General features: G+C 69.6%; 14 protein-coding genes and 1 pseudogene. 9 read left to right on the top strand and 6 right to left on the bottom strand.

The features are described from left to right. Positions 1-24: 24 nt before the first annotated feature. The 3 genes from ADK36_RS23030 (at position 25) to ADK36_RS50305 (ending at position 2,281) form a co-directional block, all read left to right on the top strand. A complete protein-coding gene (locus tag ADK36_RS23030) occupies positions 25-1,536 on the top strand; it encodes a glycoside hydrolase family 43 protein (RefSeq protein ID WP_053198812.1) in 1,512 nt (503 codons plus the stop codon). 38 nt (positions 1,537-1,574) lie between these two features. Further along, a complete protein-coding gene (locus ADK36_RS50310; protein ID WP_048584610.1) occupies positions 1,575-1,934 on the top strand; it encodes a hypothetical protein in 360 nt (119 codons plus the stop codon). A 95-nt stretch (positions 1,935-2,029) separates the two neighbouring features. Continuing rightward, entirely contained in the window at positions 2,030-2,281 is a 252-nt protein-coding gene (locus ADK36_RS50305) for a hypothetical protein (protein ID WP_053198810.1), read from the top strand. Positions 2,282-2,523: 242 nt separating this feature from the next. Here ADK36_RS50305 and ADK36_RS23015 read toward each other — a convergent pair. Then, positions 2,524-3,273: pseudogene (locus ADK36_RS23015) on the bottom strand (cellulose binding domain-containing protein); the annotation flags it as partial. A 331-nt stretch (positions 3,274-3,604) separates the two neighbouring features. Between ADK36_RS23015 and ADK36_RS23010 the strand changes: the two are divergent. The 5 genes from ADK36_RS23010 to ADK36_RS22990 all read left to right on the top strand — a co-directional run bounded on the left by ADK36_RS23010 (position 3,605) and on the right by ADK36_RS22990 (position 14,263). Further along, complete coding sequence (locus tag ADK36_RS23010) at positions 3,605-5,251, top strand: glycoside hydrolase family 43 protein (RefSeq protein ID WP_053198808.1); 1,647 nt, start codon at positions 3,605-3,607, stop codon at positions 5,249-5,251. Between the two features lie 52 nt (positions 5,252-5,303). Beyond that, positions 5,304-7,364, top strand: coding sequence for a non-reducing end alpha-L-arabinofuranosidase family hydrolase (locus ADK36_RS23005; protein ID WP_053198806.1), 2,061 nt, complete (start codon positions 5,304-5,306; stop codon positions 7,362-7,364). A 96-nt stretch (positions 7,365-7,460) separates the two neighbouring features. After that, positions 7,461-8,426 (top strand): glycoside hydrolase family 6 protein, encoded by a 966-nt coding sequence (locus ADK36_RS23000; RefSeq protein ID WP_053198804.1) that lies wholly within the window; start codon positions 7,461-7,463, stop codon positions 8,424-8,426. Positions 8,427-8,716: 290 nt separating this feature from the next. Further along, entirely contained in the window at positions 8,717-11,368 is a 2,652-nt protein-coding gene (locus ADK36_RS22995; protein ID WP_053198802.1) for an RICIN domain-containing protein, read from the top strand. Positions 11,369-11,812: 444 nt separating this feature from the next. Beyond that, positions 11,813-14,263, top strand: coding sequence for a SpoIIE family protein phosphatase (locus tag ADK36_RS22990; RefSeq protein WP_053198899.1), 2,451 nt, complete (start codon positions 11,813-11,815; stop codon positions 14,261-14,263). 49 nt (positions 14,264-14,312) lie between these two features. Here the strand turns inward: ADK36_RS22990 and ADK36_RS22985 are convergent, their stop codons facing one another. After that, the gene (locus ADK36_RS22985; protein WP_107086903.1) at positions 14,313-15,872 is read right to left on the bottom strand and encodes an RICIN domain-containing protein; all 1,560 of its coding nucleotides are present in this window, start codon (positions 15,870-15,872) and stop codon (positions 14,313-14,315) included. Positions 15,873-16,011: 139 nt separating this feature from the next. Further along, a complete protein-coding gene (locus ADK36_RS22980; protein ID WP_048584614.1) occupies positions 16,012-16,287 on the bottom strand; it encodes a hypothetical protein in 276 nt (91 codons plus the stop codon). Positions 16,288-16,755: 468 nt separating this feature from the next. On the opposite strand from ADK36_RS22980, the gene ADK36_RS22975 reads away from it, so the two are divergent. Continuing rightward, positions 16,756-19,584, top strand: a complete 2,829-nt coding sequence (locus ADK36_RS22975) for a glycoside hydrolase family 2 (protein WP_053198800.1) — start codon at positions 16,756-16,758, stop codon at positions 19,582-19,584. Positions 19,585-20,597: 1,013 nt separating this feature from the next. Here ADK36_RS22975 and ADK36_RS22970 read toward each other — a convergent pair. The 3 genes from ADK36_RS22970 to ADK36_RS22960 all read right to left on the bottom strand — a co-directional run. Beyond that, positions 20,598-21,704, bottom strand: a complete 1,107-nt coding sequence (locus tag ADK36_RS22970) for an SGNH/GDSL hydrolase family protein (protein ID WP_053198798.1) — start codon at positions 21,702-21,704, stop codon at positions 20,598-20,600. Between the two features lie 262 nt (positions 21,705-21,966). Then, positions 21,967-24,180, bottom strand: a complete 2,214-nt coding sequence (locus ADK36_RS22965) for a WD40/YVTN/BNR-like repeat-containing protein (RefSeq protein WP_053198796.1) — start codon at positions 24,178-24,180, stop codon at positions 21,967-21,969. A 169-nt stretch (positions 24,181-24,349) separates the two neighbouring features. Beyond that, the coding region (locus tag ADK36_RS22960) for a carbohydrate ABC transporter permease (protein WP_048584617.1) at positions 24,350-25,043 on the bottom strand (694 nt) is incomplete at its 5' end.

The following is a 25,043-nucleotide window of genomic DNA, read 5'->3' as shown; positions in this document are numbered from 1 at the left end:
CACCCGACGAAAGGACGACCAAGGGTGCCCGCCCAGAACCAGCCCGCCCGCGCCACCAACCCCGTGCTCCCCGGGTTCCACCCCGATCCGAGCATCTGCCGGGTCAGGGACGACTACTACCTCGCCTGCTCCAGCTTCGAGTACTTCCCCGGCGTACCCCTCTTCCACAGCCGCGACCTCGTGCACTGGCGGCAGATCGGCAACGCCCTGGACCGGCCGGAGCAGTTGCGTCTGCCGGCCTCCATGCCGTCCTCGGGCGGCATCTACGCCCCCACCCTGCGCCACCACGACGGCCGCTTCTGGCTGATCGTCACCAACTGCAGCGAGGGCGGCGGCAACCTGATCGTCACCGCCACCGACCCGGCCGGACCATGGTCGGATCCGATCCGGGCGCCGGGCGTACCGGGCATCGATCCCGACCTGGCCTGGGACAAGGACGGCACCTGCTGGTGCACCGTCGCCGGGGTCGCACAGGTCCGCCTCGACCCGTCCACCGGGCAGACGTACGGCACACCGCAGGGGCTCTGGTCCGGCGGCCCCGGCGCCAAGGCCCCGGAGGCACCGCACCTCTACCGGATCGGCGACTACTGGTACCTGCTCATCGCCGAGGGCGGCACCGAACGCGGCCACGGCGTGTCCATCGCCCGCGGCCCAGCGCCGACCGGCCCCTTCGAGCCGTGCCCGGCCAACCCCGTTCTCACCCACCGCGGCACCGACCACCCCATCCAGAACACCGGCCACGCCGACCTGGTCCAGGGCCCCGACGGCTCGTGGTGGATGGTCTTCCTCGGCGTACGGCCGCGCGGCGGCACCCCCGGCTGGCACGTGCTCGGCCGCGAGACCTTCCTGGCACCCGTGACCTGGGAGGACGACTGGCCCGTCGTCGGCGAGGTCGGCACGGACCTCTCCACGCTCCCGTGGCCGCTCTCCCCCGTCCCCGTCGAGGAAGGGCGCGACGACTTCGAGCTCAGCGAACTCGGGCCGGCCTGGATCTCCGTGCGGGACCGCCCCGCCGAGCTGTGCACCACCAAACAGCGCCCCGGATGGCTGACGCTCCACGCCCGGGGTGCCTCCCTGGACGAGCCCGACGTCGTCTTCACCGGCCGCCGCCAGCAGCACCTCACCTGCCGGGCCCGCACCCTGATCGACCCGGCAGCGGGTCGCGGCGGCCTCGCCGTCCGACTCGACGAGCGGCACCACTACGCGATCGAGGCGTCCGGGACGGAGGTACGGGTGATCGCGCGCGTCGGCTCCCTGCGCACGGTCGTGGCCCAACAAGCCGTACCCGCAGGGCCACTGGTCCTCGCCCTCACCATCTCGGACCCACCGCCTCCGCACGGACCGCGCACCGGACCCGACATCGTCTCCCTCGGCATCGAGCAACCCGACGGCACGTTCACCGAACTCGCGGCCCTCGACGGCCGTTACCTGTCGACCGAGGTCGCCGGCGGCTTCACCGGCCGCGTCATCGGCATGTACGCGGCTGCAGGCACCGTCCACTTCGACTGGTTCGACTACGAGCCCCTCGAAGGCTGAACCGACCGAAGGGCACGACCAACCGAAAGGGCCCACACATGCGGGACCTACGGCAACCCGCGCACCACCGCAGCCGCGGCACCAGCCGCCTGGCCCCCCTGTTCCCGGTCCTCGCCGTCATGCTGGGACTGGCCGGCGGCACCTCGACCGCCGCGACCGACCACGCGGCGGAGCCGACACGGTCCACCGTCAGAGTTCCGGCCCGCGCCATGGACGCCGTCGCCGCGATGCAGCCCAGCTGGAACCTGGGCAACACCCTGGACGCCATTCCCCACGAGGAGAACTGGGGCAACCCGAAGGTCACCCGGGACCTGTTCACCACCATCCGCGGGGAGGGTATCCGCAGCGTCCGGATCCCGGTGACCTGGTCCGACCACCAGTCCGCCACCGCCCCCTAAGCCGTCGACGCCGCGTACATGAGCCGCGTCAAGGAGGTCGTCGACTGGGCGCTCGACCCATCCCCACCCAGTACAGGGGTGACGGGGCGGCAACCATGGAGGCCAGGTACGGCGACGGCAGCAACGCCGGCCAGACCGACTGGACTCCGTACCAGGAGTTCAACAAGTCCTTCAAGCCTGACTACCCGAACGACACGATCGTCCTGACCCCCGAATTCCTGGACGCGCTGCGCGACGGCGAACTGGTGACACTGACCTTCCACTTCTACAGCGGCGAAAAGCTCATGTATCACGTCAAGGAGTCCGGAGACTCGGCCACCGGCACTCGTGTCACACCCGCCTCCTGACCGACCGCCCCGCCCTCACCCTGGTTGCCCGTCCCCGGCAACCAGGGCAGGTGAAGCGGGCCCCATCGCGGCACTCCCGTGCAACTCGCCCGCATATCCAGCGCGCCGAGCGGCATCTCCCCCGGCGGCCGCCGGACGTTCGGATTCCAGGGCACCCGCAGCGGCGCCTTCGCCGCGCCGGGCGGGTTGGCCGAGCAGCTGGCGACTCTCCCGGATCCGCTGTCTCCGGCCGAACCACCTGGTCACTTGGGTGCGCTTCCCGTGGCGGTGCAGGCAGTGCCGTTGAGGGTGTAGGAGCTCGGGGGCGCCAAATTGCCGTTGTGGGCTGCCTGGAATCCGATGTCGACCGAAGCGCCGGGAGCGATGGTGGCGTTGTGTGAAGCGTTCCTGGCCGTCACCCGGCCGGAGGCGGGAGAATAGTCCGCGTTCCAGCCGGAGGTGACGGTCTGACCGTCGGGCAGGGTGAAGACAAGGGACCAGCCGTCGATCGCGGTGGTGCCGGTGTTGGCGATGGTCGACGTCAGGCCCGTGTTCCAGGCACTGACGGCGCTGGTGACCCGACAGGTCGCCGTCTCCGGCGGTGGGTTGGAGGTCTGGAACTGCGTGAAGAACTTCCAGACCTCTTGCGGCACCCAGGTCCGGGAACCGCTGTCACCCGGGGGCCCCGTCCTGCGGAGCGGCGATGTGTCCTTCGTCGAACGCGGCCCAGGCGACCGGATATCCGGCCGAGCACCCCGAGTAGGTGGTGACCCGGTGCGTCAGGCTGCCCTGCGCCGGCTCCGGCGGGTTCTGAGGGGTGCAGCCGTTGGTCCTGACGAACCTGTCCCGCATCGCCCGTCCGCCGGAGATACCGAGGACGCTGTCCTGAGGCCGTGCACTCCGAGGTAGGCGATCGGCTGGGTGCCGCCGCCGCATCCGCTGAGCTGCCCGCCGCCCAGGACCGCGACCGCGCGGAAGACCGTCGCCCGGGAACACGCGAGCGCGTACGAAATCGGGTCCGAAATTTCGCATGTCATTCGGAAACTTCCAGTGCCAGGGATGGTAGAGGTGCTTCAGAACATGTCAACACCACGCGCATTCCTCTCGTATGTGCCATTGACCTGCAGCGACCCCTTCTGCCGGGCACCGAATGTTTCGACGCTTCAACCGAATAATGCGAGAGGTATTGACGGCGCTCAAGGGCTCCCTATCATCCTGGATGCCCGGAGAATCGATCTGCGTTCGAAATACCGAACCAGGAGCAGTCGCTCCACGCGGGCGAAGCAAGGCACTTCCAGGTAGCGCCACCACGCAACGGCCGAGCCACACAGGGAGAACGCCACCATGGATCTGTCATGCCCTAATCAAGCGTTGTCCCGTCGCCGCGCCCTGACGGCCGCCACCGGCCTGGCCGCCGGTGCCCTGCTTCCTCCGGCCGCGGTCCCCGGAATCGCTTCCGCCGCTGCCCAGAGGGCGGACCTCGCGACCGCGGCGGCCTACACGAACCCGGTGATCTGGCAGGACTTCGCGGACATCGACGTCATCCGCGTCGGTGACACCTTCTATGCCTCGGCCTCGACGATGCACTACTCGCCGGGCGCGCCCGTCCTTCGCTCGTACGACTTGGTGAACTGGGAGGTCGCCGGTCACTCGGTGCCCGTTCTGGACTTCGGCGCCAAGTACGACCTGAACGGCGCCCGTGGCTACGTCAGAGGGATCTGGGCGTCGTCACTGGCCTACCGGCCGAGCAACCGGACCTTCTACTGGCTCGGCCAGATCGACTTCGCCCGGACGTACGTCTACACCGCCACCGCCGCCGAGGGGCCATGGAACAGGCTGACGACGATCAGCACGCCGTACTACGACGCGGGACTGCTCGTCGACAGTGACGACACCCTCTACGTGGCGTACGGCAACACGACCATCAGCGTGGCCCAGCTCTCGCCCGACGGCCGCACCCAGGTCCGCACCCAGCAGGTGTTCACGACACCGTCGAGCGTCGGCACCCTCGAAGGCTCCCGCTTCTACAAGATCAACGGGCAGTACTACATCTTCCTGACCCGCCCCGCGAACGGCCAGTACATCCTGAAGTCCTCGCGCGGCCCCTTCGGCCCGTACACGATGCGGCAGGTCCTCCTCGACCTGCGCGGACCGATCCCCGGCGGTGGTGTCCCGCACCAGGGCGGGCTGGTACAGACGCAGAACGGCGCCTGGTACTACATGGCCTTCGTCGACGCCTACCCCGGTGGCCGGATGCCCGCCCTGGCGCCCGTGACGTGGACCTCGGACGGCTGGCCGGTCGTGCAGCTCGTCGACGGCTCATGGGGCACCTCGTATCCCAGCCCGGCCGTGCCCCCTCCGCCTCGCCCGGTGACCCCCATGACCGGCGTCGACACCTTCGACGGCTCGACCCTGAAGCCGCGATGGGAGTGGAACCACAACCCGGACAACACCAAGTGGTCGGTCGGCAACGGGTTGACCCTGCGCACAGCGACCGTCACCAACGACCTCTACTGGGCCCGCAACACTCTGACGCACCGCATCCAGGGCCCCGTCTCCACCGCCACGGTCCAGCTCGACCACTCCGCGATGCGCGACGGCGACCGGGCCGGACTGGCGCTGCTGCGTGACTCCTCCGCCTGGATCGGCATCAGCCGTGACGGCGGCGCGGCGCAGGTGGTGATGGTCAACGGGCTGACCATGGACGGCAGTTGGAACACGACCGGCATCGGCACGGAGGTCGCGGGCGCGGCCGTGTCGGGCAGCCGTGTCTGGTTGCGCGCGAGCGCGGACATCCGCCCCGGCACGGCTCGCCACGCCACCTTCTCCTACAGCACGGACGGCGCCACCTTCACCCGCCTCGGCCCCGCCTTTCCCCTGGGCAACGACTGGCGGTTCTTCATGGGCTACCGATTCGCCCTCTTCAACCACGCCACGCAGGCACTCGGCGGCGCGGTCCGCGTCACGCGGTTCGAGCTGTCCACGCCCTGAAGTGGCCCACCGACCGCACCACGCAACCCCCCACCACCCCACGAGGAGAACCATGAACCCACTGAAACGGCTCGGCTGTCGCCGAGCCTCGGTCCTCACACTGCTGGCCGCGACCGTCCTGGCCACCCCCGGGACCGCGACCGGCGCGCCCGACGCCGTGAAGGCCTCCACCCTGGGCGCCCAGGCGGCCCAGTCCGGACGGTACTTCGGGACCGCCGTGGCCACCGGAAGGCTCGGCGACGGCACGTACACCGGCATCCTGGACCGTGAGTTCAACTCGGTCACGGCCGAGAACGAGATGAAGTGGGACACGACCGAGCCGTCCCGCGGCTCGTTCAACTTCGGCCCCGCCGACCAGATCGCGAACCGTGCGCAGGCCCGCGGTCAGCGCCTGCGTGGCCACACCCTGGTCTGGCACTCCCAACTTCCCGGCTGGGTCAGCTCGATCAGGGACGCGAATGTACTGCGCGGCGTGATGAACAACCACATCACCACCGTGATGAACCGCTACAAGGGCCGGATCCACTCCTGGGACGTGGTCAACGAGGCCTTCGCCGACGGGCCCAGCGGTCAGCTCCGCAGCTCGGTCTTCCGGGACGTGCTGGGCAACGGCTTCATCGAGCAGGCGTTCCGCACGGCAAGGGCGGCCGATCCGGCGGCCAAGCTCTGCTACAACGACTACAACATCGAGAACTGGAGCGACGCCAAGACCCAGGGCGTCTACCGCTTGGTCCGCGACTTCAAGGCGCGCGGCGTTCCCATCGACTGCGTCGGCCTCCAGGCCCACTTCGGCGCCGGCGGCCCGCCCGCCAGTTTCCAGACCACGCTGTCGAACTTCGCCGCCCTCGGCGTGGATGTCCAGATCACCGAACTGGACATAGCACAGGCGTCGCCGGCCGCGTACGCGAACACGGTCAGGGCCTGTATGAACGTCGCGCGCTGCACCGGCATCACAGTCTGGGGGATCCGCGACAGCGACTCCTGGCGGGCGACGGAGAACCCGCTGCTGTTCGACCGGGGCGGCAACAAGAAGCCCGCGTACAACGCGGTGCTGACGACGCTGGGCGGTACGCCCACCGCTACCCGCAGCACGCCTGCCGCCACCCGCAGCATCACCGCCGGCACGTCTGCCACCCCGCGCGGTGCCATCAACGCCGCTGCTCTGCCCAGCCGCTACTCGTGGAGCTCCAGCGGCCCGCTGATCGCGCCGAAGCCGGACTCGACGCACAACGTCGCCGGGATCAAGGACCCGACGGTCGTCCAGTACAACGGCAAGTACCACGTGTTCGCGAGCGTAGCCAGTTCCTCCGGATACAACCTGGTGTACCTGAACTTCAGCGACTGGTCCCAGGCCGGCTCGGCCACGCACCACTACCTGGACCGCAGCGCCATCGGCCGCGGATACCGGGCCGCACCGCAGGTCTTCTACTACGCGCCGCAACGCCTGTGGTACCTCGTGTACCAGACCGGCAACGCCTCGTACTCCACCAACCCCGACATCAGCAACCCGAACGGGTGGAGCGCGCCGCGCCACTTCTACTCGTCGATGCCCGACATCATCAAGCAGAACATCGGCAACGGCCACTGGGTCGACATGTGGGTGATCTGCGACAGCGCCAACTGCTACCTGTTCTCCTCCGACGACAACGGACACCTGTACCGCTCGCAGACGACCGTCGGCCAGTTTCCGAACGGGTTCAGCAACACCGTCATCGCGGCCCAGGACTCCAAATACGCCTTGTTCGAAGCGAGCAACGTCTACAAAGTGCAGGGCAGTAGCCAGTACCTGCTGCTCGTCGAGGCCATCGGATCGGACGGCCGACGCTACTTCCGCTCCTGGACCTCAGGCAGCCTCGCCGGCTCCTGGACTCCCCTGGCCGCGTCCGAGAGCAACCCGTTCGCTCGGGCCAACAACGTCACCTTCCCCTCGGGCGCCTGGACCCGGGACATCAGTCATGGCGAGATGATCCGTGCCGGCCACGACCAGACACTGACCATTCCCGCCTGCCGGCTCCAGTACGTCTACCAGGGCATGAACCCCAACGCGGGCGGTGACTACAACCTCCTCCCGTGGCGGCTCGGCCTCCTGACCCAGACCAACTCGACCTGCTGACCGACTGTGCGATGGGGAGCGCTTCCGGTGGGAGCGCTCCCCATCCTCACCGCCAACCTTCGGACGCACCCCTGCCGGAAAGCCGAGGTACCCGTCATGCGCCGCAAACTCCTCGCCCTGGTGGCAGCGCTCTCCTCGCTGCCGCTGACGCTCGCCGCCGCGCCGTCCGCCCACGCGGCCGACCCGACGACCATGACCAACGGGTTCTACGTGGACCCCGACTCCAGCGCGAAGCGATGGGTCGCCGCCAACCCTGGTGACGGCCGGGCACAAGCGATCAACGCCTCCATCGCCAACACACCGACGGCCCGCTGGTTCGGCTCCTGGAGCGGCACCATCGGCACCGCCACCGGCGCGTACGTGGGCGCCGCGGACGCCCGGGACAAGCTGCCCGTCCTCGTCGCCTACAACATCTACAACCGCGACTACTGCGGCGGGCACTCCGCGGGAGGAGCCTCCTCGCCGTCCGCCTACGCGAACTGGATCGCCCAGTTCGCGGGCGGGATCGCAGGCCGCCCGGCCGTCGTCGTCCTCGAACCGGACTCCCTCGGAGACTACGGCTGCATGACCCAGGCGCAGATCGACGAACGCGAGAGCATGCTGACCGGAGCGCTCGCCGAGTTCAACCGTCAGGCTCCCAACACCTGGGTCTACCTCGACGCAGGCAACCCGGCCTGGGCGAGCGCGGCGGTTATGGCCCAGCGCCTTCACGAAGCCGGCCTCCGGCAGGCCCACGGTTTCTCGCTCAACGTCTCCAACTACCTGACCACGGCCGAGAACACCGCGTACGGCAACGCCGTCAACAGGGAACTCGGCGCCCGGTACGGCTACATCAAGCCGTTCGTCGTGGACACCAGCCGCAACGGCAACGGCTCCAACGGCCAGTGGTGCAACCCTTCAGGCCGCCGTATCGGCACCCCCAGCCAGCTGGGCGGAGGCGCCGAGATGCTCCTGTGGATCAAGGTTCCGGGCGAGTCCGACGGCAACTGCGGCGCGGGAGCCGGCTCCTCGGCCGGCCAGTTCCTCCCGGAGGTCGCCTACAAGATGATCTACGGCTACTGATCCGGGGCCGCTCGGGTGCGGTTCCGGCACCGGATCAGGGGCGAGAGCCTTCCTCCAGCCGGCTGATCAGAAGGAGGCGGCGTGGGCCAAGAGGAGCACACCGCCAACTCCCGGAACAGCGTCACCCAGACGCCGATCAGCGCCTACCGCGCCACGAGGTGATCTGAAAAAGTTCCCGGCTCGCGGCAACCTGTGCGGAACCTGTGACGACAAGGAAGCGGATCCGGCCAGTTCCGGGGCCGGGATCCTGCTTTCCACTGTTGAACAGTATGCAAGGAGAACGCCTCCCCATGAACAACCCCACGCACGACCGGCGCCGCGGGCGTCATCGCCGTCGCTGGACTGCCACCGGTCTGCTGCTCGGCGTGCCCGCCGTCCTCGTGCCGTATCTCCTGTACGCGCAGGAGGACTCGCAGGCCGCGACGGTCGACGGCACTGCCTACTACCGGCTGGTTTCCGTGCGCAGTGGCAAGGTGTTGGACGTCAACGGCTTCTCCACCGCCGACGGCACCCGTATCCAGCAGTGGACCGACCAGCACACCGCCAACCAGCAGTGGAGGCTGAAGCCCGCCGGGGACGGCTACTACGAGCTGGTGAACCGCAACAGCGGCAAAGTGCTGGGCATAGCGGGCAGTTCGACTGCCCAGGGGGCCGCCGCAGAGCAGCAGACCGACACCTCCTCCACCTCCCAGGAGTGGAAGATCAGCGAGGTGAGCGGTTCCGACGCCGTCACCTTCACCTCCCGCAGGAGCGGCCAGGTCCTGGATGTCTCCGGAGGCTCCACGGCCCAGGGTGCGGCGCTCATCCAGTATCCGAGCCGGGGCAGCACCAACCAGCAGTGGAAGCTGGTGAAGATGGCCCAGACCCCGGCGGCCGGGACCGGCGGGGCGCAGACCGCGGCCGCGTCCGGACCGTACAGGTGGAAGAACGCCCAGGTGGTGGGCGGCGGTTATGTCACCGGGCTGGTGTTCAACCCGCGGGAGAAGGGTCTGCTGTATGCGCGTACCGACATGGGCGGCGCCTACCGCTGGGACACCGCGGCCGAGCAGTGGATCCCGCTGACCGACTGGATCGGCGAGAAGGACTGGAACCTGCTGGGCATCGATGCGGTGGCCACCGACCCCGTCGACCCCAAGCGGCTCTACCTCTCGGCGGGCACCTACACCAACGACTGGGCGGGCAACGGCGCGATCCTGCGCTCCACCGACCGGGGCCGCACCTTCCAGCGCACCGATCTGCCGTTCAAGGTGGGCGGCAACGAGGACGGCCGCGGGGCGGGCGAACGGCTCGCGATCAACCCGGCCGACAGCGGCACTCTGCTGCTGGGCACCCGCAAGAACGGCCTGTGGCGCAGCACCGACCACGGCGTGACATGGCGTCAGGTCTCCTCGTTCCCCGTCAAGGACGGGGCGAGCAGCGGCGCGGGCATCTCCTTCGTGACGTACGGCCCGGCCGGCAGCAAGACGATCTACGTCGGCGTCGCCGACAGGTCCACCTCCCTGTACCGCTCCACCGACGGCGGCAGTACCTGGCAGGCCGTCTCCGGGCAGCCCACCGGCCAGCTGCCGCAGCACGGCGTGCTCTCCGGTGACGGATCGCTGTACCTGACATACACCAACAACCTCGGACCCAACGGAGTGACGGCCGGTTCGGTGTGGAAGTACACGCCGGCCGGCGGGGCCTGGAAGAACGTCTCCCCGTCCCAGGGTTCCTACGGGTTCTCCGGTCTGGCCGTCGACCCGCGCAAGCCCTCCACGGTGATGGTCACCACCCTCGGCCGCTGGTGGCCCGAGGACGAGATCTACCGGACCACCGACGGCGGCACCACCTGGAAGGCACTGGCCGACAAGTCGGTGCGCAGCGCCTCCGCCGCCCCTTACGTCGGCACCCACACCGGGCACTGGATGACCGCCCTGGCCATCGATCCCTTCAACTCCGATCACGTGCTGTACGGCACCGGCAACGGCATCCTGCGCAGCAAGGACGCGGGCGCCTCGGACAGCGGCGGCACCAGCCACTGGACCATGGGCGCCCGAGGGCTGGAAGAGACCGCGCTGATCGACGCGATTGCCCCGCCCGGCGGCGCCACCGTCATCACCGCCATGGGCGACCAGGGCGGCTTCCGGCACGACAACCTGACCAAGGTGCCCTCCGGGCGGCTGAAGAACCCGATGATGACCAACAGCACCGACATCGACTTCGCCCAGTCCAAGCCCCCACTGATGGTCCGCGTCGGCCGGGGCGGCGCGCAGGACGGCGCCTACTCCACCGACGGCGGCCGCAGCTGGAACGGCTTCAAGGCAGAGCCGGTGGCCGCTGCCCAGGACGGTCACATCGCGCTCGCGGCGGACGGCTCCACCATCGTCTGGACCCAGGCCGGTCAGACCCCGTACCGCTCGACCGACAACGGGGCGAGCTGGTCGAGGGTCGGCGGCCTGGGCGCCGACGCCGTGGTCGTCGCCGACCGCTCCTCGGCCGGCACCTTCTACTCCCTGTCCGGCGGCACCCTCTACGCCAGCACCGACGGCGGCGCGACCTTCACCGCCCGCGCCGGCAACCTGCCCTCCGGCCAGCTCACCGCCGTCCCCAGCATCGCCGGAGACCTGTGGATCGCCGGCGGCGGCAAGGGGCTGCTGCACTCCACCGACGGCGGCCGCACCTTCACCACGCTCAGCACGGTGAAGTCCGCCTCCGCCCTCGGCTTCGGCAAGGCCAAGCCGGGCACCGGCTACCAGGCCCTGTACCTGATCGGCACCGTCAAGAACGTCACCGGAGTCTTCCGCTCCACCGACAAGGGCGCCACCTGGCTCCGCGTCAACGACAAGGCCCACCAGTGGGGCGCCATCGGCGGCACCGGCGTCATCACCGGCGACCCCGACACCTACGGCCGCGTCTACGTCGGCACCAACGGACGCGGCCTCCAGTACGGCGACCCGTCCTGACCCACACACCCGAACGGGGCCGCAGCCACAACGGCCCGCGGCCCCGCCAAGGCTGAGGGACCTGGCGGTGACACATCCGCAGGCTCGGAAGAGCCGCCGCTCCCCGTAAACCCCCAGGCCAGGAACCCGCCCCTGAGCGACGAGAACCGCGCCGGCCTGGGCGATCCTGCGAGCATGGAGGCGTCGGGGCCTGGGAGTACGCAAGCCGCCCACACCACTGGAACGCCGATCTCGTACGACGGGTCGGCGAGGCCGTCTCCCCGGAGACCCGGCGCGATGCCGAGGGCCCGAAGCTCGCCTCGGCCATCCAGTCCCCGTCGCTGGGGCACCCCCGAACGCACCCGTCGGAGCGCCGTGGAGCAGGGGCCGATCTAGGCTGGAAACAGCCGCTGGAAACCAGCCCTGACGGTCACCGCTGTCCGGACGGAGGCATGGCGCGTGGAGATGGCCGGCAAGCAGGATGCCCCCACTGCCGTGGCCGTGGTGGACCCGGACGGCATGATGAGCGGCTGGAGCGAGGGGGGCCTGCTGCTGGGTTGGACGGCGAAGGACATTGTCGGCCGCCCCGTGACCGACCTGCTGGTCGATCCCCCGCCACCCGGCTTCCCCGAGGGCTACGGCGCCGGCCCCGATCCCACGGGCTTCATCCTCCTGCGCCACCGGGACGGTTCCACGGTGGAGGCCATGGTGACGGCTCACCCGCTGTCCGGCCCCGATGGGCGGGCGCTGGGCCATGTGGTGACCGTCCAGCGCTGGGGACGCCGCCCGGTGATCGCCGACCGGGCCTTCGAGCAGAGCCCCTTCGCTCTGGGCGTCTACGACCCTGAGCTGCGGTTCCTGTGGATCAACGCCTCCTCGGCCCGGGTGATCGCGCACTCCGAGAAGCAAGTGCTCGGCAAGAAGTACCGCGAGGTGCTTCCCGAATTCGACCGCACACTGTTTCCCGAAAGGGACGACAAGCCCTACACCGACGCGCTCGCCCAAGTGGCGAGGACGGGCGAGCCCACGCGTCTGATCACCGTCTTCCGCCCGCGCGGCAGCGATTACGCCAACGCCTGGGCCACCAGCATCTGGCCCGTCCGGGATGCCGAGGGCAGGGTCCGCGCGATCGCCAACTGGGGATTCGACATGAGCGCCGAGTACTGGGCTCGGCAACGCCTGCTCATCCTCAACAGGGCCAGCGGCGGCATCGGCCGCGCCCTCGACGTGATCGGCACCGCCCAGGAACTGGCCGGCACCCCGGTGCCGGGATTCACCGACCTCGTCACCGTGGATCTCTTCGACGAGGTGCTGCGCGGAGAGGAGCCGCCCTCCGTGTCCGCGCTCGCCCCCGGCGAGACCATCGCGCTCAGCCGTGCCGCCCGGCACAGCGCGAAGGAGGGCACCGACCCGGCTCCCGGGCCCACGACACCGGTCAGTCACGCTCCCGGTTCCGTCGCCGCCCGCTGCATGGTCACCGGCAGGTCCACGGTCGAGCTCGCCGCTGAGCCCGGCCAGGGCGGCGAGTGGGCCTTCGGACCCGGGCTCGCCGCCGACCCGGCCCACTGGCCGCCGGGCAACCCGGTGATCGACGAGTCCCTTGCCGCGGACGGGCTGACCGGCCGGATCACCGTGCCGCTCCGGGCGCGCGGCGCGCTGCTCGGGGTCGTCACCTTCTCCCGCCTCGACCGGCCCGAGGCCTTCACCGCCGACGACCTGATCCTCGCCGAAGAGCTCACCGCCAAGGCAGCCGTCGCCATCGACAACGCCCGCCGGTACTCGCGCGAGCGCTCGACCGCGCTGACCCTGCAACGCAGCCTGCTACCGCAGGGACTGCCGAACCAGGACGCGGTCGAGGTGGCATCCCGCTACCTGCCCGGCGGGACCGGCGCCGAAGTGGGTGGTGACTGGTTCGACGTCATTCCGCTGTCCGGCGCCCGGGTCGCCCTGGTCGTCGGCGATGTCGTCGGCCACGGCCTGCACGCCTCGGCCAGCATGGGCCGGCTGCGTACGGCGGTCCGCACCCTCGCCGACGTCGACCTTCCGCCGGACGAGCTGCTGACCCACCTGGACGACCTGGTCCTCCATCTCGCCGGCGACCTCCAGCCCGCCGGCGACTTCCAGCAGACCGGCGAGTCCGGGGCCACCTGCCTGTACACCGTCTACGACCCTGTCTCCCGCCGCTTCACGCTGGCGAGCGCCGGCCATCCCCTGCCGCTGATCATCTCCCCGGACGGCACCAGGACCCCGGTACCCGCCCACCCGGGACCGCCGCTCGGCATCGGTGGGCTGCCGTTCGAGGCCACCGAGCTCGAGCTGCCCGAGGGCAGCCTGCTCGCCCTCTACACCGACGGACTGCTGGAAAGCCGCGAGCGCGACGTCGATGAAGGGATCGCCGAACTGCAGCGGGTCCTGAACCACACAGCCCCCTCGCTGGAGGCCCTGTGCGACACGGTGATCGACGCCATGCTCCCCGATCGCCGCACCGACGACGCAGCCCTGCTGCTCGCCCGCACGCACGCGCTGGATCCCCACCACGTCGCCGACTGGGACGTCGAGCCCGACCACGCGCAGGTGCCGCGCGCCAGGAAGTTCGCCCTCGACCAGGTGGGCGCCTGGGGCCTTGAGGAGGCGTCGTTCGTCACCGAACTGGTCGTCAGCGAGCTGGTCACCAACGCCATCAGATACGGCGAGCCGCCGATCAGGCTGCGGCTGATTCGCGACACCTCCCTGATCTGCGAGGTCTCCGACGCCAGCAACACCGCTCCGCACCTGCGCCGGGCCCGCGCCTTCGACGAGGGCGGCCGGGGCCTGCTGCTCGTCGCCCAGCTCACCCAGGGATGGGGCACCCGGCACACCACCAACGGCAAGACCATCTGGTGCGCGCAGACACTCCCTGAGACTGGGCCGCGCTGAGATCCGAGTCGGATGCTCCTGGTGGGGTGCTCCTGGCCGGTCGGTGCAGTCACCAACCTGTCGGCAGACCGTCGAGGAACGAGGTAAGCCGGTCGGCGATGAGTCGGTCGTCGCGGGCCGAGTAGTGCCAGTCGCAGCCGAGGAAGTCCAGGCCCGAGTCGTCGAGGAACCAGTAGCGGACCCGGTTGTCGCCTGCCTCGTTGCGCGCCTTCACCACCTGCTGGACATGTCCGGCGTACTGGCCGGCGCCCACCGCCACGATGGTCGTGTCGGCCCCGTAGCGCGTCCGCAGCTTCTGGATGAAGTCGCCGTAGGCGGTGCGGTAACCGGCCGCGAGGCTGTCGGACGTCCACGGCTCACCGGGGTTGATGGCGGTCGAGAAGTCGTTGGTGCCGAGGTTGACCACGACGACCTGGGGACGCCAGGTGCCCGGGTTCTGCCAGACGTCGCCGGACACGTTCAGCAGGGCACGGTCGTAGAAGGTCCGGTACGTGACGTCCGGCGAGCCTCCGTTGTAGTTGCGCACCATGCCGAGGCCCGAGTAGCCGTTGATCTGGTAGTCGGCGTTCAGTCGCCGGGCGGTGAGGGCGCCGTAGCTCACGTCGGTGTTGGTGGTCCGCTTGACCTGGTCCCCGGGGCAGGTGCGGGAGGTCGAGAGGTTGCCGTAGCCCACCGTGAGGGAGTCCCCGATGAACTCGATCTGACGGCTGCGGGCGGCCGGTTTGCTCAGTACGGCACCACCGGGCGCGGCGACGAAGCCTCCGAACGTGCTGGTGTCCCACGGGGTGTCGTTGCGCTTGACGAGCCGGACGGTGTGCGTGCTGTTGGACAGGCCGTTGATCCAATGCGTGGTGCCGCCGGGCGTGACGAGCGTGGCAACGGTGGATCCATCGATCTGGACGTCGTAGTCGGCAGCCGGGTCGTTGAGCACGATGCCCACGCCGGTGCCGCTGACGCGGCCCTCGAAGTACACGCCTGGCCAGCTGTACTGCACCGTGTTCCCGGAGTCCTTGACCCGTCCCGCGGTGTGCACCTGCGCCGGCACTCCCGTCGAGCCGACCCGGACCAGTTGCCACCGCTGGTTGGCCCCGTCCCCGTCGCTGTACTGCACGACCTTGGCGCCGTCCGCGGTGGAGGCGTTCTGCACCTCCACCGCCTTGCCGCTGTTGCGGTTGATCAGACGGACGTAACCGTCCGACGAATCGGCCAGCCGGAACTGCTGGTTGACGCTGTTGGCGTCGCTCCACTGCACGACGTCCGCGTGGTCGGACATGGAGTAGTTCGAGACGTCCAGCACCTTGCCCGAGTGCTGCGCCTTCAGCCGGTAGTAGCCGCCGCCCGAGTCCACGAACTGGAACCGCTGGTTGGCCCCGTCGTGGCGGGCCCACTGATGGACGGCCACCCCGTCGGCGGTGCTCGCACCGGACACGTCGAGCGCCTTGCCGCTGCCCCGGTTGACCAGCACATACGACGCGTTCGTATCCACGGTGGCCGCCTGCGCCGTACCAGCGGCGCCCAACCCGGTCAGAAGCGCCACCAGCAGGGCGGTCGCCGTGGTGAGCAGCGCCGTACAACTCCCGTATCTCCGCCACGAAACCCTGAATGTCATATACATGCCCTTCATTCGTCGCACCATATTGTCGAAGCGCTTCGAACGTAACCGGGCTGTAGCAATCTCTTTCTCGAAACGGTCTACACGAGGGTGAGACAGATAAACGCAGGGAGTTCTGTCGAAGCGTTGACCTGCGTCAAAGGCGAAGGCCGTCCTCCACCTTCTCGAAGAAGAACTCGTGCTTCAGGAAGGAGACGTCGTACTCGTGACCGGGCTGCGGGGGCAGCAGTTGGGAGGCCTGGAACAGACGCCACCCGTCCAGCAACGCACCAAGCCCGGTGGAATAGGGCGGCTCGTCGCTGTCACCGGTCGTCGGACGGGTCCGGCCCGTCCCGTCGTAGCGGGACCAGCCGACAACGGGGGAGTCCAGCGCCGACGTCGCGAGATAGAGGACCAGAACCTGCTGCCTCATGCGTGACTCCTCAGGGCCGGCCGGTTACTGACGCGCGTGACCCAGTAGTCGACGTCGAACGAGTCGTACAGGGGAGCGGCCCTGATCCATGGGCCGGCTGCCATGTGCATGTGGGGTCGCTCGGGAGCTGACCTGCGGTGGAGCCGTCGGTGCCTGGCGTGCGGTCGACTGGGTCCCGGTGTTACCCCGTGGTTCCCGCAGGATCTGGCACGGGGCCGCCCTCGAAGCTCGCCGCGCCAAGGCTTGCAGCGCCGACGCCGACTTTGCGATTCCGAGGCACCTGCCGGCGGCTGCCATCTTGTGTTCGATTCATTCGACTCCTAATGTCGTCATCGCTCCTGCGGATGCGCTCTGATCTGCGGCGTTGCCGACGCAAGCGCTTCGACGACCGTGTGCCGACCCGGACCCGTCGACTATGCGCACGTCCCCGCTGTTCCCTCCCGATGGTTTCTGAAGGCTGGAGATGTCATGCAATTGTCACGCCGTGGCGTCCTGATCCTGGGCGCAGCCGGCGCGGCCCTCGCCGGAGGCCTTCCCACGGGCTCGGCCCGGGCCGCCGAGGCCGAGATGGCCGACGGAACGGACGCTTCCACGCGCACCGAGCGCCTGTATCTGTCCGGAGAGGACGCCGACCACCCGGTCGACTGGGACTTCCTGTGCACCAGCGGGCGGCGCAGCGGCAGTTGGGGCAGCATCCCGGTTCCGTCCAACTGGGAGTTCCACGGATACGGCACGTACAACTACGGGTGGAATCTGGTCCCGGAGGAGGAGGGCCGCTACCGGCACACCTTCACGCCCCCCGCCCAATGGCGTGACAGACGCGTCTTCCTCGTGTTCGAGGGGTCGATGACCGAGACCGAGGCGTGGATCAACGGCGAGTCGGCCGGGCCCGTCCACCGCGGCGGCTTCTACCGGTTCCGTCACGAGGTGACCGGCAAGCTGCGTCCGGGCCAGGACAACCTCCTGGAGGTGACGGTCAGCAAGGAGTCCACCGACGACTCCGTCAACCGGGCCGAACGCCTCGGGGACTACTGGAACTTCGGCGGCATCTACCGCCCCGTCCATCTCGAGGCGTTCCCGCTCCAGCACATCGAACGCATCGCCGTCGACGCCCGCGCCGACGGCACGCTGCGGATCGACGCCCATCTGTCGGGTACCGGCTCCGCCGACCGTCTCACCGCCCAAGTCACCGACCTCTCCGGGCGCCCGGTCGGCGCCCCGTTCACCGCGGCCGTCGCTCCCGGCGACACGACGGTGACACTCAGGACCGCCGTCGACTCCCCCCGGCAGTGGACGGCGGAGACCCCGCACCTCTACCGCGTCGAGGTCGCGCTCCGCGCCGGCGACGACCGCACCGTCCACCGCGTCGACGAGAGATTCGGCTTCCGCACCGTCGACGTGCGCCCCGGCGACGGCGTGTACGTCAACGGCGTAAAGATCCTCCTCAAAGGAGCCAACCGGCACACCATCTGGCCCACGTCCGGCCGGGCGACCAGCGCGCGCATCAGCCGCAAGGACATCCTCCTGATGCAGGAGATGAACATGAACGCGGTCCGGATGTCCCACTACCCGCCGGACACGCACTTCCTCGACCTCGCCGACGAACTCGGGCTGTACGTGCTCGACGAACTGGCCGGCTGGCAGAAGTCCTACGACGAAGCGGCAGGCAGGCCCCTCGTCACCTCGATGGTCACCCGCGATGTCAACCACCCGTCGATCCTGTTCTGGTGCAACGGCAACGAAGGCGGCTGGAACACCGCCCTCGACGACGACTACGCCCGCCACGACCCCCAGCGGCGCACCGTTCTCCACCCCTGGGCGAACTTCGGCGGCATCAACACCGACCACTACGAGACGTACGACAGCACGCGCCGCATCCTCCAGGAACGGGGGGACGTCTTCATGCCCACCGAGTTCCTCCACGGCCTCTACGACGGCGGCGCCGGCGCGGGGCTCGACGACTACTGGAAGCTGATGGGCCGTGAACGGCTTTCCGCCGGCGGCTTCCTGTGGTCACTGATCGACGAGGGCATCGTGCGGGACGACCTCGGCGGCGCCATCGACGTGGCGGGCAACGCCGCACCCGACGGCATCCTCGGCCCCTTCCGCGAGAAGGAGGCCAGCTTCCACACGATCAAGGACATCTGGTCTCCCGTACAACTAGCCGAGCCGGAGCGGTTCACCTCCGGCCTGCCGGACGACTTCGACGGGCAGATCAGCCTCACCAACCACTACGCCTTCACCAACACCCGTACCTGCCGGTTCACTTGGCGGCTCCTGGACTTCCGCACCCCGTCGCAGCGGCGGGACGGCCACACGGTGCGCGCTCAGGGCACCGCCTCCGCGCCGGACATCGAGCCCGGCGCGCAAGGAGTGCTGCGCCTGCCCCTGCCGTACGGCTGGCGACGCGCCGACGCCATGGCGCTCACCGTCACGGACGCCGACGGTCGCGAGATCCGCAGCTGGACCTGGACCATCACATCCGCCGCCGACCAGGCCCGACGGCTGGTACGGACGGGCCCGGGCCCCGCAGTACGCGGCACCCTCACGGACAACAGGCTCACCCTCACATCCCGCCACACCACGGTCACGCTCGACGCCACGACGGGCATGCTGGCCGGCGTCACCCACCGAGGGAGGGACTTCGCGCTGTCTCGCGGCCCGCTGCCCACCACCGGAACGGCCGACCTCAACCGGCTGACGCACGGGCCCGACGGCAACGGCTACACGGTGGAGGCCGAGTACTCCGGCGTCCTGCGCCACGTCCGGTGGCGCCTGCACCCCAGCGGCTGGCTGCAGTTGGACTACCGCTACCACCTCACCGGCGAGCACGACCTCTTCGGCGTCGGCTTCGACCATCCCGAATCGCAGGTGACCGGCGTGACATGGCTCGGCCACGGACCGCACAGGGTGTGGAAGAACCGGCTGCGCGGCGTCGCGACGGACGTCTGGACGAAGCAGTACAACGACACCGCGACCGGTGCCGACGGCTGGGTGTACCCGGAGTTCAAGGGCTACCACGCGGACGTCCGCTGGGCGTCCCTGCGCACCACCGCCGGACGCATCACCATGGTCTCCGAGGACGAGAACCTCTACCTTCGCCTCTTCACCCCCCGGTTCGGACCCGACCCCCGCCATACCGCGCCGCCCTTCCCGAAGGGAGACCTGTCGTTCCTCGACGCCATCCCGGCCATCGGCACCAAGTTCGACGCACCGTCCGCGCTCGGCCCCAGCGGCAGCCCCACCACGGCGACGGGCGACTACGGCCGAACCCTGTACTTCTCGTTCTCCCAGTAGCGCCTCCACCCCCCTCTCCGACGCCGCACCATGCGGCCGGACCCCTGCCGACCGGCGCTGCACACAGGTGCTCGACCTCACTTTCCCGAGGCGTGCGCCTGCTCCCACGACCGTGACGGCCAGTGCCGATATGCGCCTGGTCCGCCGAGGAGGAGCCCGGCGCACTGGTCTTCCTCTGCGAGAGGGTGCCCTTTCGGCGCACCTCCTTCGCCCTCCCGGACGGCTTCCGCTTCTACGAACTTCGTCACACCGGACCCACCCTGACGACCCGCTCGCGCGCGCCCTCAGTGACACGATGGTCCGCGTAGGCCGGTCCTACGAGCAGGCATCCCTCAGCACTCCGACACCCACAGGCCGCAAGCAGCGGCCCCATGGCCCGTTGTGGTGCGCGCCCTCCCCCCGGGTCTAGACAATAGACAACCCCCGGGACCATGACCCGGGGGTTCGTGTTGGAGCGGGTGACGAGAATCGAACTCGCGCTCTCAGCTTGGGAAGCGAGGGACCTTGTGCACCCATGCGGCTTCTGACCTGGATGTCTCCAGCCCGAAACCCCACCATCTCCTCGAAACGCCGTCGTTCGCGACGGACGCGGCGACCCAGGACGAACGCCAGTCGGTCCATGGCGAGTTGGTGGACGCCGACCAGGCAGAGTTCGACCAGGTTGTTGTAGGCCGCCCTGGGCCGCGAGGACGGTGGGCCCGAAGCGGAACGACACTCATGGCGAGCCGTCGGGGAGCAACTCGGATGGGCCCCGCGTCGCGAACGGCCCGGAGACCTTCCGCTCAACACCGCCTTGACCGTCGAGGTCCCCGGGCCGACTGCGCCGGGAAGAGAGTCGACGCCTACCTGGTCAAGCGCGCCGATATCGACTCTGCGCACAGTCGTACGATGCTTGTCCTCGCTGTCCTGCCATGTATGAGCCGACCGCAGCCGGTGCCGTCCCCAGCGGGATCCGGCACCGGTGTTCTCCCGGGATCTGAGCCCGGAGAGGGCTCAGATCCCGGGAGCGGGGGTCATCCGGCGGTCAGAGTGGTCCACTTCTGGTTGGAGCCGCCGTTGCAGTCCCACAGCACGAGCTGTGTGCCGTCGGCCGTGGAGGAGCCCGGAACATCGAGGCAGCGGCCGGAGGCGGGGTTGCGGTATCCGCCGTTGTAGGGCTGCCAGACCTGGTTGGCACCGCCGTGGCAGGTCCAGAGCTGCACCTTGGTGCCGTTGGCGGTGGCCCCGCCGGCGGCGTCGAGGCATTTACCCAGGGAGCGCAGGGTGCCGTCGGTGTAGGCGGACCAGTACTGGTTGGCGCCGTCGCCGCAGCTCCACGTCTGGACGGCGGTCCCGTCGGCGGTGCCGGCACCGTTGACGTCCATGCACTTGCCGGCGATGCCGGACTGCACGCGGGCGGGCGCGGGAGCGGGGTTCTTCAGCCACCCGGCGCTGTCCGCGGACTGGACACCACGGTGGAAGGCGTCGGCCATCTTCTGGTAGCCCGAGTCGTTGGGGTGCAGGGGGTCGGCCAGGTCGGCCGTGGTCAGACTGCTCATGTCGACGAACGCGACGCGTCTGCCCGCGGCCTGCGCGTCGCTGACGATTTGCCGGGTGGCCTGGTTGTACGTGCCCCGCCACCGCTCCTCCGAGCTGCTGGTGGACACGACCAGGGAGGCGACGAGGACGGTGGCGTCGGGGACGTCGGCGGTGATCTGGTTGACCAGCGACCTCAGCCGGGCGATGGCGCTGTCGACCTCGGAGGCTCCTTGGAGGTCGTTGGTACCGATGTGCAGCGTCACCACGTTGGGCCGGTAGCGGGTCAGTGAGGCGTCGGCGAGCGCGGCGATCTGGTCGATGCGGTACCCGGAGTGGCCTTCGTTGTCCGGATCGGACATCGAACCGTTCCGCACCGTGCCCACGAAGTCCAGGGGATGGCCGTCCGCTGCGAGCCGGTTCCACAACGGCGCGCGGTAGCCGTTGCCCGTACTGCTTCCCACGCCCCAGGTTATCGAGTCGCCCAACGGCATGACCCGCAAAGGCGTGTCGGAGGCGGCGGAGGCAGGGGCCACACCTGCCGCTGTCACCCCGAGCGCGGTGGCGACAAGCGTGATCAGGGGGAGAATCCAAGACTTTCTCATGCAGTTTCCTCTGTTCTGCGAGTGATTGCTCCATCAGCGGGGCTGATCGCCGCCCGGCCGTACCAGGGTGTGATGCGTGACGACGCCCCTCTCGGCATCCGGCTCTCCGAACACGTGCAGCCGGCCCATCCAGGGCGGGGCGATTGAGGTGGGGGGCGAGGACCACGCCGATGCCGCCTGCCTGCATCAGCTCCGGGAGCCTGCCCAGCCAGCCGAACTCCCGTACGCCTGGGGGAGGTTCGAGCTTCGCCCAGGTCGGGTATCAGGCGGGCTCCCCGTACTGCACTCCGCGTCCGTTGGTGGAGACGTAGACCCGGCCGTACACGCGCGGGTCACCGGTGATGGCGGCTCCGGTCCAGCCCCACTGGTGCTGGTCGTCGTTGATCCGCGTCCAGGTCTTCGCCTCGTCGTCGGAGCGGTAGACGGCGTTGAAGCTCTCGATGGCGCCGACCATGTAGATCGCCGGGTAGGAAGCACCCCTGGCGGCCTTGCCGAAGCCCAGGGTGTGTGCGGCGTGGCAGCTGCTGACCTTGGCGAAGGTCGCGCCTGCGTCGGTCGAGCGGTAGAGGCCGTTCCCCTTGAGGCTGAGCCACAGGTCGCCGGTGCGGCCCGGAGCAGCCGTCAGCTGGAACTCGCTGTCGCCCGTGCTCAGGCCGGTGGCCCGCGCGGTGAAGGTCCGGCCGCTGTCGGTGCTGGCGAACACCGTGCCGGTCGTGGTGTCGAAGGCGTAGAAGCGGGTCGGGTCGACGGGGTCCGCGATCGGGGCGGCGCCCTTGGGGAAGGAGGCGACCACGGACCAGGTGGCGCCGTTGTCGGCCGAGCGGTATCCGGGATTCGCCGTGCCGAAGGACCACAGCAGCACGCTGCCGTCGGCGTTGGTGGCGATCGGCCCCGGCGCGTCCTTGGCGATGGCGGGCTGCGTCTCGAAGGGGGCCCAGATCCTGCCGCCGTCGTTCGAGTAGGCGCCGTTGCCGTCGTTGCCCCAGCCCGCCCGGACCACGTACGACGGCTTGGCCGGGGCCAGCGACAGGCCGGTGCAGGTGCCGAAGACAGGGTTCGACGCCATGCCGCGCGACGGCGACGCCGTGAGGCGCTCGTGGTACATCACCCCGATGTCCCCGTTGCCGCTGATCAGGTGTGCCTCGCCGGTCGGCGGCGAGACCAGCTGGCGGATGGACGCCTCCTCCACGCCGCGGATCTGCGGCGCCCAGTGCCTGAGGTCGCGGGTGCCGTAGAGGGTCGCTCCGGTGCCGTACACGACGTGCTGCGAGTCGTACGGGTCGAGAGCGAGGGCCTGGATCCACCAGCCGAACTTGGGCTTGTCCCCGCCCCACTTGAGGTAAGGGGTCTCGGAGACGTCGAGTACGGCCCGGTCCTTCAGGGACGTCCAGGTGCGGCCGCCGTTCGTGGAGCGGAAGACGGTGTCGATCTCGGCCCAGCGGTTGTTCGTGGAGACGACGAGCGTGCCGGGGCGGCGGGCGTCGACGGCGACACCGCCGTAGCCGAAGGAGTCGGTGGACCCGTCCGTCGCGGTTCCGCCCGGCTTCACCGGGGTGACCTCGGTCCACTTGCCGTTGGTGCTGCGCAGCTTGTGCACGCTGCCGTCGGACTGGCCGTTGGGGCCGGGCGCGTTGGCGTACGTCACGTACAGCTCGCGGGTGTGGCGGTCGTACGCGGCGCGGATCGGCACCTTGGCCGCGGTGCCGGTGGGCTGCCCGGGGACCGCCTCCCAGGTCGTGCCGTCGGAGGTGCGGTACAGGTTGGGCTTGCCGGCGCTGCCGTCGGAGTCGCCCCAGCCGGCGTAGACCGTACGGCCCGCGGCGACGAGGAGCGTGACGCCCTGGCCGGTGGCGCCGGGCGCGGCCGGGAAGCTCACGGCCTGCCAACTGGCGCCCCGGTCGGTCGACTTGAGCAGCCCGTCGTGCCGGGTGCCCAGCCACAGCGTGTCGCTGTCCCGCGGATCGACGAGCAGCCGCTCCCCCGCACCCCGCCCGTCCTCGTTGCCGCCCAGCTTCACGGTGAGGTCGGTGCGCTTCCAGGTGGCACCGCGGTCCTCGGACCGCAGCACGGCCCCGTTGCCGGCCCACGACTGCGTGTACGCGCCGAGGGCGAGGTACAGCCGGTTCGGGTGGGCCGGGTCGACGGCCACGGCCTCGACGCCGAGCAGGTTCCAGTCGTCCCAGCCGAGGTGATCGGTGAGCGGGATCCACCGGCCGGTCCGGTCGTCCCAGCGGTAGGCGCCGCCGATGTCGGTGCGGGCGTAGGCGAGGCCGCGGCAGGAAGGGTGGAAGAGGACGCCGGTGACGAATCCGGTACCGCCCTGGACCGCGTTGCGCCAGCGGTAGGCGGGAGCGGCGGTCTCGGTGCCGCTGTCGGCGGCCTGCGCACGTCCCTGGAGGACCGGCAGGGTGGCGACCGCGGCGGTGGCAGCTGTTCCGGCGAGCACTGCTCTTCTGCTGAGGTGGAACGTGTGCATGACATACCTCTTCGCGTGCGGGAACAAGGGGAGGTGAAACGCTCTCAGGGGCGCTCTCGTCTGCGCGGAGCGGTATCGCTGTGTGACTCCGCCGCATGGGCGCGAGCCACCACAGCGAAGTCGCGGACCCACGACCGAGGGCTCTGCGGCGCGGGCCGGGTCAAGGGCGTCAGCCCTTGATCGCCCCCGTGAGCATGCCCTTCTTGAAGTGGCGCTGGACGAACGGGGAGGCGACCGCGACGGGGATCAGCGCGAGGACCATGACGGCCATCTGCAGTCCCAGCGCGGACAGTTGCCCGGTACGGACCGCTTGCTGGAGGCCGGTGGGTGCCTCGGTGTTCTTCTGGACCAGTTGGATGAGCACGTTCTGCAACGGCATCATCTGCTGGTCGGTGAGGTAGATGGAGGCGTTGAACCAGGCACTCCAGTAACCGACGGCGTAGAACAGCGAGATGACGGCCAGCACGGCGCGGGACAGCGGCATGATGATGGTCAGGAGGATGCGCAGGTCACCGGCCCCGTCGATGCGGGCCGACTCGGTGAGTTCGGGCGAGATCCCCATGAAGAAGGCCCGCAGCACCAGGATGTTGAAGACGCTGACCGCGCTCGGCAGGATCAGGGACAGATAGGTGTCGGTGAGGCCCAGCGACTGCACCAGCAGGTACGTCGGAATGAGCCCGGCGCCGAAGAACATGGTCGCCATCATGGTCATCAGGAAGAACCGGTGCCCCAGACTCCCCGGCCGGGACAGGCCGTAGGCCGCGAGCACCGACACCGCCATGGAGAACAGCGTGCCGACGAGCGTGACCCCGACCGAGACCATGATCGCCCGGCTGACCTGACCGCCGCTGAGCAGTTCCGTG

Origin of the sequence: Streptomyces viridochromogenes, from assembly GCF_001270495.1 — a bacterium.
In the GTDB taxonomy this organism is placed as follows: Bacteria; Actinomycetota; Actinomycetes; order Streptomycetales; family Streptomycetaceae; genus Streptomyces; species Streptomyces viridochromogenes_A.
The sequence above is the reverse complement of the archived record's forward strand: the minus strand, read 5'-3'. Positions and strand labels throughout refer to the sequence as shown.